General features: G+C 73.8%; 8 protein-coding genes and 1 pseudogene. All 9 read right to left on the reverse strand.

What is annotated here, in order from left to right:
* Positions 1-518, reverse strand: a pseudogene (locus VR45_RS35705) (hypothetical protein); the annotation flags it as partial.
* Between the two features lie 200 nt (positions 519-718).
* Complete coding sequence (locus VR45_RS35710; protein ID WP_045944082.1) at positions 719-1,306, reverse strand: hypothetical protein; 588 nt, start codon at positions 1,304-1,306, stop codon at positions 719-721.
* A gap of 101 nt (positions 1,307-1,407) precedes the next feature.
* Positions 1,408-2,736: a glutamate-5-semialdehyde dehydrogenase gene (locus VR45_RS35715; RefSeq protein ID WP_045944083.1), complete on the reverse strand. Its 1,329-nt coding sequence runs from the start codon at positions 2,734-2,736 to the stop codon at positions 1,408-1,410.
* Positions 2,737-2,851: 115 nt separating this feature from the next.
* Positions 2,852-3,373: a hypothetical protein gene (locus VR45_RS35720; protein ID WP_045944084.1), complete on the reverse strand. Its 522-nt coding sequence runs from the start codon at positions 3,371-3,373 to the stop codon at positions 2,852-2,854.
* 141 nt (positions 3,374-3,514) lie between these two features.
* Positions 3,515-4,651 carry a glutamate 5-kinase gene (proB, locus tag VR45_RS35725; protein WP_045944085.1) on the reverse strand — a complete coding sequence of 379 codons (1,137 nt, stop codon included), beginning with the start codon at positions 4,649-4,651 and terminating at the stop codon, positions 3,515-3,517.
* A 226-nt stretch (positions 4,652-4,877) separates the two neighbouring features.
* Positions 4,878-6,356, reverse strand: a complete 1,479-nt coding sequence (obgE, locus tag VR45_RS35730; RefSeq protein ID WP_045944086.1) for a GTPase ObgE — start codon at positions 6,354-6,356, stop codon at positions 4,878-4,880.
* 100 nt (positions 6,357-6,456) lie between these two features.
* Entirely contained in the window at positions 6,457-6,714 is a 258-nt protein-coding gene (gene rpmA / locus VR45_RS35735; protein WP_030397425.1) for a 50S ribosomal protein L27, read from the reverse strand.
* A 14-nt stretch (positions 6,715-6,728) separates the two neighbouring features.
* Entirely contained in the window at positions 6,729-7,046 is a 318-nt protein-coding gene (gene rplU, locus VR45_RS35740) for a 50S ribosomal protein L21 (RefSeq protein ID WP_030397424.1), read from the reverse strand.
* A 235-nt stretch (positions 7,047-7,281) separates the two neighbouring features.
* Positions 7,282-9,575 (reverse strand): Rne/Rng family ribonuclease (locus VR45_RS35745; protein ID WP_045944087.1); only part of this gene is annotated, 2,294 nt, incomplete at its 5' end.

A 9,575-nucleotide genomic window follows, 5' to 3' on the forward strand; every position in this document is an offset into this window, starting at 1 on the left:
AACTGGGCCTGCTCACCGGGCGTGACGAAGGCCCGCACCTCCGCGGTCGCCCCCTGCACCAGCACGGCGGGCGACAGCGAGGAGGCCACCAGATAGCGCTGCACGGTGTCGAGGGCCTTGGTCACCTCGACCCGGGAGAAGTGGCCGCTGGCCGCGCCGGCGGGTGTCCCCAGGCCGACCGCGCCGTCGCTGTAGCCCGGCGGCAGGGTCGTGAACGGGTTCGCCGGGTCGGCCACCGGACGGACCGACGAGGCCGGGCTCAGCGCCACCAGGCTCACGGTCAGCTGGCTGCCCTGGGGCCGGGCGGTGGGCCGGGTCGGCGAGGTGACACCGAAGTACACGGCGGCGCCGAACGCCAGCAGGATCACCAGCAGCAGGGCCAGCGCCTGCCGGGGCACGGTGCCCAGCGGGCCGAGCCGGACCTTGGGCCGGGTGGCGCGGGCGAAGGAGCCGGAGAGCCGCTCGCGCGCGGACAGCTCCTGGATCCGGGCAGCCCGGACGAACGATTCGTCGAACACGACGGACCGGTACTCGTCCTCGTTTCCGGAACCACCGTCGGGCGCACCCTCCGGAGGCTCGCGCGGGTCACCCATGACACCAGGGTAAGGCGCATCCCGGCTCCGCCACGAGGGTCCTGCGGCAGATCACCGGAAGCTCTCCGTGACCGGTGGCAGCCGCCCCGGGGCGCGTCGGACCGGCCCGCCCGCCGGGCAGTGGCTCAGCCCGCCGGGCCGGTGACCACCAGCGACGGCTCGGCCGGCGGCGGCACCGGGTCGACCCCGGCGCTGCTGCTGCCGGACTCGGGCCGCCGGGGGGTACCGCCGGCCCCGCCCACACCCTGGTAGATCGCCGCGACGGCCACCGCGACCAGGCTCACGCCCATGATCACGGCGAGCACCCAGGCCACCGGCCGGTGCCAGCGCTGCTGGGCGACGTACCGGCCGCGGCCGGCGCCGATCGGGTCGAATCCGCCCGGGCGCCAGCGCCGCGAACGCCGTCCGCCGGTCCGGCCCGGGCCGGACCACGGATCGGGATAGAGGTGGTCGTCGTCGAGCCGGCTCGGGTACGGGCGCAGCTCCAGTGGCAGTCCGTCCGCGGCCGGGGGTTCAAAGCCCCAGCCCGGTCCGGCCGCGTCCGGCTCGAGACGGGCCTCGGCGGCGGCGAGCTGCCGCTCCTTGGCCGTCGGCTCGTGCACGGCGGCGGACCGGACGAACGCCTCGTCGAAGACCACGGTGGCGAACTCGTCGTCCGCACCACCGTGGTCGGCACCGTCGGGGTACGGCAAGCCCCCCACATCGTCAGCCACGGATTCAGCGTATTACCGGGCGGGCGATTTGTCTGGGGCTCGGGCCAGTTGGTCCGGCGCCCGTGTGACGGCGGGGTCGGCGGGCCCCGGACGGGGCGGGTTCAGCCGGCGTCGGCGGCGCCGCCCACGGTCTGCGTCGCCTCGCCCCGGACATGTCCGTCACCAGTGACGATGTACTTGGTGCTGGTCAGCTCGGGCAGGCCCATCGGGCCCCGGGCGTGCAGCTTCTGGGTGGAGATGCCGATCTCGGCGCCGAAGCCGAACTCACTGCCGTCGGTGAACCGGGTCGAGGCGTTGACGGCGACCGTGGTCGAGTCGACGAGCTTGGTGAAGCGGCGGGCGGCGGTCTGCGAGGTGGTGACGATGGCCTCGGTGTGGCCGGAGGTCCAGCGGCGGATGTGCGCGACGGCGGCGTCCAGCGAGGGGACGACGGCGGCCGCGATGTCGTACGACAGGTACTCGGTCTCCCAGTCCTCGTCGGTGGCGGGCAGCACGGTGGCGCCGGTGCCCGCCGCGGCCTTGAGCACCGCCTCGTCGCCGTGCACGGTGACCCCGGCCCCGGCGAGCGCGGCGAGCGCGAGCGGCAGGAAGGCGTCGGCGATGTCCTGGTGGACGAGCAGGGTCTCGGCCGAGTTGCAGACGCTGACCCGCTGGGCCTTGGAGTTGAGCAGGATGCCGACGGCCATCGCGAGGTCGGCCTCGGCGTCCACGTAGACGTGGCAGTTGCCGGTGCCGGTCTCGATGACGGGGACGGTGGAGCCCTCGACGACGGTGCGGATCAGCGAGGCGCCGCCGCGCGGGATGAGCACGTCGACCAGGCCGCGGGCGCGCATCAGCTCCTGCACGGAGTCCCGGCTCTCGCCGGGGACGAGCTGGATCGCGTCGGCCGGCAGCCCGGCCCCGGCGACGGCGTCGCGCAGCACGGCGACCAGGGCGGTGTTGGAGCGGTAGGCGGAGGCCGAGCCGCGCAGCAGCACGGCGTTGCCGGACTTCAGGCAGAGCGCGGCGGCGTCGGCGGTGACGTTGGGTCGGGCCTCGTAGATGATGCCGACCACGCCGAGCGGCACCCGGACCTGACGGACGTCCAGGCCGTTGGGCAGGGTGTAGCCGCGGACGACCTCACCGACCGGGTCGGGCAGGCCGGCCACGTCGCGGACGTCGGAGGCGATGGCGGCGATCCGCTCCTCGGTGAGGGTGAGCCGGTCGACCACCGACTCGGGGGTGCCGGCCGCGCGGGCCCGGTCGACGTCCTCGGCGTTGGCGGCGGTGATCTCGGCGGCGCGGGCGACCAGGGCGTCGGCGATCGCCCGCAGCGCGGCGTCCTTCGCGGCGCGCGGCAGCGGGGCGAGCGCGGCGGCGGCCTCCCTGGCTCGGCGCGCTACGGCGAGGACGGGGCTGTCGGCGGAGGCGGGGGCGCTGGCGCTGCTCATGCGCCCAGGGTAGTGGAGGCCGTGGCCGCTCCCCCGCCCCATTTCGCCCGGTGAGACGCCGTTCCCGGCCCCTGCGGCCCGCCCGGCCCCGGCCCCGCCCCAGCTCTCCCGGTCCTCAGTAGGGGTGGACGCCGCCCAGTTGCGGGGGCGGGCCGGCGAAGCCCTCGGCGACCCGCTTGTGGTACGTCGCCCGGTCGACCACCTCCAGGCCGACGATCTCCCAGGGCGGCAGCTTGGCCGTCGCCTTGTGCTCGCCCCACAGCCGCAGCGCGATCGCCGCCGCGTCGTGCAGGTCCCGGGCCTGCTCCCAGTAGCGGATCTCGGCGTGGTCGGCCGCGTAGCGGGCGGTCAGGAAGAACGAGTGGTCGTGCGCCAGCCGCTCCAGCCCGGCCCGCAGCTCGGACAGCGGGGTGACCGGCCCGGCCACGCTGAGCACCACGTGCCAGAGCCGGGCCGGGTCGGGCGCGGCGGGCGGTTCGGGCGCGGTGCGCCGCTCCGTCGGGAGCCGGCGCACCGTGCCGGGACCCTCCGGCGGACCGGCCGGTCCGGCCGGGCCCTCGTCCCCGCCGCCGTCGATGCTGGTCAGCCGTCGGCCCGCGGTTCCTCCGGTCAGCGCTGCCTCGCGCCTGCGTTCCACCGGCGGCCTCCTGTTCGGCGATGTCGTGTCGTCGTGCCCGCCGGCCCCGGCCGACGCGGGTCCGACCGCGTCCCTCCTCGCCCGTGGCCGGGCGTGCTCCCCGCGCGGAGCCACCCCTTTCCCCGGCGGTCCGACGGCGGGTCAGCCGCGCAGGACGACCAGGTCGTCGCGGTGGACGACCTCCCGCTCGTAGGCGGCGCCGAACTCCTGGGCCAGGTCCCGGGTGGACCGGCCGAGCAGGCGGGGCAACTCCCTCGCATCAAAGTTGACCAGTCCGCGCGCCACGATGTGGCCGTTTTCGGCAAGAAGGTCCACCGGATCGCCCGCGGCGAACTCGCCGTCGACCTTGGTGACCCCGGCGGGCAGCAGCGAGGCGCCGCCGGAGACCACGGCCTCGACGGCCCCGGCGTCCAGGTGCAGGGTGCCGCGCGGGCTGCTGGCGTGGGCGAGCCAGAGCATCCGGTCGGAGGAGCGGCTGCCGGTGCGCAGGAACAGGGTGCCGGTGGGGCGGCCGGCGAGCGCGTCGGCGGCGTGGCTGGCGGCGGTGAGGACGACCGGGATGCCGGCGCCGGTGGCGATCCGGGCGGCCTCGACCTTGGTGACCATGCCGCCGGTGCCGACGCCCGCCTTGCCGGCGCTGCCGATCTCGACGCCGTCGAGGTCGTGCGGGCCGGTGACCCGGGCGATCCGGCTGCTGCCGGGGCGGCTGGGGTCGCCGTCGTAGAGGCCGTCGACGTCGGAGAGCAGCACGAGCAGGTCGGCGCGGACCAGGTGGGCGACCAGCGCGGCCAGCCGGTCGTTGTCGCCGAACTTGATTTCGGCGGTGGCGACGGTGTCGTTCTCGTTGACGACCGGCATCGCGCCCATCGCCAGCAACTGGTCCAGGGTGCGGTAGGCGTTGCGGTAGTGGGCGCGCCGGCTGGCGTCCTCGGCGGTGAGCAGGACCTGGCCGACGCGCAGTCCGTAGCGGGCGAAGGAGGCGGTGTAGCGGGCGATCAGCAGGCCCTGGCCGACGCTGGCGGCGGCCTGCTGGCGGGCGAGGTCCTTGGGCCGCCGCTCCAGGCCGAGCGGGGCGAGGCCGGCGGCGATGGCGCCGGAGGAGACGAGCACCACCTCGGGGGCGTCCGGGCGGGTGCGGACCTTGGCGAGCGCGTCGACGAGGGCGTCCACCCGGTCGGCGTCGATGCCGCCGGCGGCGGTGGTGAGTGAGGAGGAGCCGACCTTGACGACGATGCGCCGGGCGGTCAGCACCTCCGCCCGCAGTTCGTCCTCGCTCATCTCGGGTCTCGCCCTTCCGGTGTGGTGCGCTGGCGGCGGGCCCGGCCCGGCCGTTTCCCCCGCAATCTACGCGATCGGGCCGACCCGCCCGCACCGTGTTCCAGCCGCCGGACGGCGCGCGGACAGCGCGCGGGACGGGCCCGCGCGGCCGGGCGCGCCGTCAACGCGCGAGCCCCCGCCGCCCGTTGACGGGGCGGCGGGGGCTCGCGCGGGTCGGGACGGGGACTCAGCTGTCCTCGTCGTCGCCCTCGATGGAGGCCTGGCGGCCGCTGGAGAGCGCCTCGAAGGCGAGGTACTCCGCCTCGGCGGCGTCCCGGCCCTTCTGCTTCTCGCGACGGCGGTCGACGGCCGGGCGCTGGGTCTCCATGCGGTGGTCCTCGCCGCGGCGGCCGAGCATCTCGGCGCCGGCGGCCATGGTCGGCTCCCAGTCGAAGACGACGGCGTTCTCCTCCGCGCCGATGATGACGGTGTCACCCTCGTGCGCGCCGACCTTCCACAGCTTGTCCTCGATACCGAGGCGGGCCAGCCGGTCGGCGAGGTAGCCGACGGCCTCGTCGTTGGAGAAGTCGGTCTGGCGGACCCAGCGCTCCGGCTTGACGCCGCGGATGCGGAAGGCGCCGTCCTCCTCGGTGATGGTGAAGCCCTCGTCGTCGACGGCCGTGGGCCGCAGCACGATCCGGGTGGACTCCTCCAGCGGCTTGGCCGCGCGGGCCTCGCCGACGATCTGCGCCATGGCGAAGCTGAGCTCGCGCAGGCCCTTGCGGGAGGCGGCCGACACCTCGAAGACCCGGTAGCCGCGCTCCTCCAGGGAGGCGCGGGTCAGGTCGGCGATGTCCTGGCCATCCGGCACATCGATCTTGTTGAGGGCGACCAGCCGCGGGCGGTCGCCGAGGCCGCCGTACTCGGCGAGCTCGGCCTCGATGGTCTCCAGGTCGGTCAGCGGGTCGCGACCGGGCTCCAGGGTGGCGCAGTCCAGCACGTGGACGAGGACGGAGCAGCGCTCGACGTGGCGCAGGAACTCCAGGCCGAGGCCGCGGCCCTGGCTGGCGCCGGGGATGAGCCCGGGGACGTCGGCGATGGTGTAGACGGTGTCGCCGGCGGTGACCACGCCGAGGTTGGGGATCAGGGTGGTGAAGGGGTAGTCGGCAATCTTCGGCTTCGCGGCGGAGAGCACGGAGATCAGCGAGGACTTGCCGGCGCTCGGGTAGCCGACCAGGGCGACGTCGGCGACGGACTTGAGCTCCATGACGATGTCACGGAACTCGCCGGGCTCGCCGAGCAGCGCGAAGCCGGGCGCCTTGCGGCGGGCGGAGGAGAGCGCGGCGTTGCCGAGGCCGCCGCGGCCGCCCTGGGCGGCGACGAAGCTGGTGCCGTGGCCGACCAGGTCGGCGAGCACATTGCCCTCCCGGTCCAGGACGACGGTGCCGTCCGGCACGAAGAGGACGAGGTCCTGGCCGAGGGCACCGGTGCGGTTGCCGCCGGCTCCGGGCTTGCCGTTGGTGGCCTTGCGCTTGGGCGAGTGGTGGTACTCGAGCAGGGTGGTGACCTGCGCGTCCACGGTGAGGACGACACTGCCGCCGTCCCCGCCGTTACCGCCGTCCGGGCCGCCGAGCGGCTTGAACTTCTCGCGGTGCACGGAGGCGCAGCCGTGGCCCCCGTTGCCCGCGGCGACATGAAGTTCGACGCGGTCCACGAAGGTGGTCATGGTTGTGCCTCCAGTACGAAGAAGTCAGTGTTCTACCTGTAAAGCATGAAGGGTGGACCGGAACATTCCGGCCCACCCTTCATTGTGAGTCTGGTGTGACTCAGGCCTCGACGGCCACGATGTTGACGACCTTGCGGCCGCGGCGGGTGCCGAACTGCACAGCACCGGCGGTCAGCGCGAACAGGGTGTCGTCGCCACCGCGGCCGACACCGGCACCCGGGTGGAAGTGGGTGCCGCGCTGGCGGACGATGATCTCGCCGGCGGAGACGACCTGGCCGCCGAAGCGCTTCACGCCGAGGCGCTGGGCGTTCGAGTCACGGCCGTTACGAGTAGAGCTTGCGCCCTTCTTGTGTGCCATTTTTCGCTATCCCCTTACTTGCTGACCGAGTCGATGCTGGTGATGCGCACCGCGGTGTGCTGCTGGCGGTGACCCTGACGGCGGCGGTAGCCCGTCTTGTTCTTGTAGCGCAGGATGACGATCTTGTCGCCCTTGGTCTGGTCGACCACCTCGGCGTGAGCCTTCACGCCGGCCAGCACCCACGGGTCGGAGGTGACGGCCTCACCGTCGACGACCAGGATGGTGGAGAGCTCCACCGAGTCACCCGGCTTGGCCTCGATACGGTCGATCTCCAGCACGTCGCCAACGGCGACCTTGTGCTGGCGGCCGCCTGCGCGAACGATCGCGTACATGCGGTACCTACTTTCCCAACTCGGTCGGAACTCTCGATGCCAGCCACCTGGGTACGGACACAGGGGCCTCCCCCGTCCCCCCTTGCGGGGAGCCGTCCTCTTGCAAGGACCGGGAGGTGATGTGCTCGGGAGCAAGGCGTAGACACGCCAGTGGTCAAGAATACGGGCCGGCCGCCGCTGGGGCAAACCGGCCCGTACGGGTCCCGGGCGGAGGACGTCCGCCCGGGACCGGGCCCTACTCGGCCGCCGTATCACCCTCGGCGGCCGCCGCCTTCTTGGCCGCCGCGCTCGTCCGCTTGGTGGCGGTCTTGCGGGCGGTGGTCTTCTTCGCCGCGGTCGTCGTCGTCTTCTTGGCGGCGGCGGCGGTCTTCTTGGCAGCGGTCTTGCGGGCCGCCCGCTTCTTCGGGGCAGGCGCCTCCTCGGCGGGCTCCTCGGTCGCGTCCGGACCGGCCTCGGTCCCGGCAGCCTCGGCAGCCACGGCGGCCTCCTCGACCGGAGCGGCCTCGACGGCGACCGGCTCGGCCACTGCCTCGGCCGGGGCCTCCTCGACCGCGGCCGGCTCGGCCTGCGGCTCCTCGGCCACCGGGGCCTGCGCCGCCGGGGAGACGGCCGCCAGGGCCGACTCCAGGGCCGCCTCGGCCTTGGCCTGCAGCACCACGATCTCCGCCCCGCCCGGCGCACCGGCCGGAGCCGTCGCCTTGCGGACCGCCCGACGGCGGGGCCGTCCGGCGGGGGCGGCGGCCGGAGCCTCCACCGGGGCCTCGACCACGACCGGCGCGGCGGCGACCGGCTCGGCCACTGCCTCGGCCTCGCCCGGAACCTCGATCGCCAGCTGGCCCTCGATCTCCTCGCGGACCGGCGCGGACTCGACGATCTCGAACTCCTCGTCGGCCTCCTCGACCGAAGCAACCTCGGCCGCCTCGACGACCTGCGACTCCTCGGTCCCGGCGCCGCCCTTGCCCCGGCGCCGGCGCTTGCCGCTGCCCGCGCCCGCCTCGACGGCGGCCGTGCCGCCACCGGTGTGGGTGTGGGCGCTCGGCTGCTCCATGTGGACGATCACGCCGCGGCCGTTGCAGTGCACGCAGGGCTCGGAGAAGGACTCCAGCAGACCCTGGCCGACCCGCTTGCGGGTCATCTGGACCAGGCCCAGCGAAGTGACCTCCGCCACCTGGTGCTTGGTCCGGTCCCGGCCCAGGCACTCCAGCAGACGGCGCAGCACCAGGTCGCGGTTGGACTCCAGGACCATGTCGATGAAGTCGATCACGATGATGCCGCCGAGGTCGCGCAGCCGCAGCTGGCGCACGATCTCCTCGGCCGCCTCGATGTTGTTCCGGGTGACCGTCTCCTCCAGGTTGCCGCCCTGGCCGACGAACTTCCCGGTGTTGACGTCGACGACGATCATCGCCTCGGTGCGGTCGATCACCAGCGAACCGCCGCTGGGCAGCCAGACCTTGCGGTCCAGCGCCTTCATCAGCTGCTCGTCGATCCGGTAGGTGGCGAAGACGTCCACCTCGGAGGTCCACCGCTGGAGCCGGCCGGCGAGGTCCGGGGCCACGTTGGCGACGTAGTCGTGGATGGTGCTCCACGCCTCGTTGCCGGAGACGATGACCTTGGTGAAGTCCTCGTTGAAGATGTCGCGGACGACCCGGACGGTCATGTCCGGCTCGCCGTACAGCAGCGCCGGGGCGTTGCCGGAGGCGGCCTTCTTCCGGATGTCCTCCCACTGCTGCTGGAGGCGCTGGACGTCGCGGGTCAGCTCCTCCTCGGAGGCGCCCTCGGCGGCGGTGCGCACGATGACGCCCGCGTCGTCCGGGACGATCTTCTTGAGGATCTGCTTCAGACGGGCGCGCTCGTTCTCCGGCAGCTTGCGGGAGATGCCGGTCATCGAGCCCTCGGGCACGTAGACCAGGTAGCGGCCGGGCAGCGAGATCTGGCTGGTCAGGCGGGCGCCCTTGTGGCCGATCGGGTCCTTGGAGACCTGGACCAGCACGGACTGGCCGGACTTCAGCACCGACTCGATCCGACGCGGGCCGCCGTGGCCGCCCAGCGCGCCGAAGTTGACCTCACCGGCGTACAGGACCGCGTTGCGGCCCTTGCCGATGTCGACGAACGCGGCCTCCATCGACGGCAGCACGTTCTGGACCTTGCCCAGGTAGACGTTGCCGACGTACGAGGTGGCCTGCTCCTTGTTGACGTAGTGCTCGACGAGCACGCCGTCCTCGAGGACGCCGATCTGGGTGCGCTGGCCGTTCTGACGCACCACCATGACGCGCTCGACCGACTCGCGGCGGGCCAGGAACTCGGCCTCGGTGATGATCGGCACCCGGCGGCGGCCCAGCTCGCGGCCCTCGCGGCGGCGCTGCTTCTTGGCCTCCAGGCGGGTGGAGCCCTTGATGGACTGCACCTCGTCCGGGTCGAAGGACGGCTCGGTGGAGCGGCGGCGCGGCTCGCGCACCTTCACCACCGTGCGGACGCCGTCCTCGGTGGTCTCGGCGACCTCCACGGCGCCGGCCTCACCGCTGCGGCGGC

It is taken from the genome of Streptomyces sp. NRRL S-495 (assembly GCF_000966955.1).
Lineage (GTDB): Bacteria > Actinomycetota > Actinomycetes > Streptomycetales > Streptomycetaceae > Kitasatospora > Kitasatospora purpeofusca.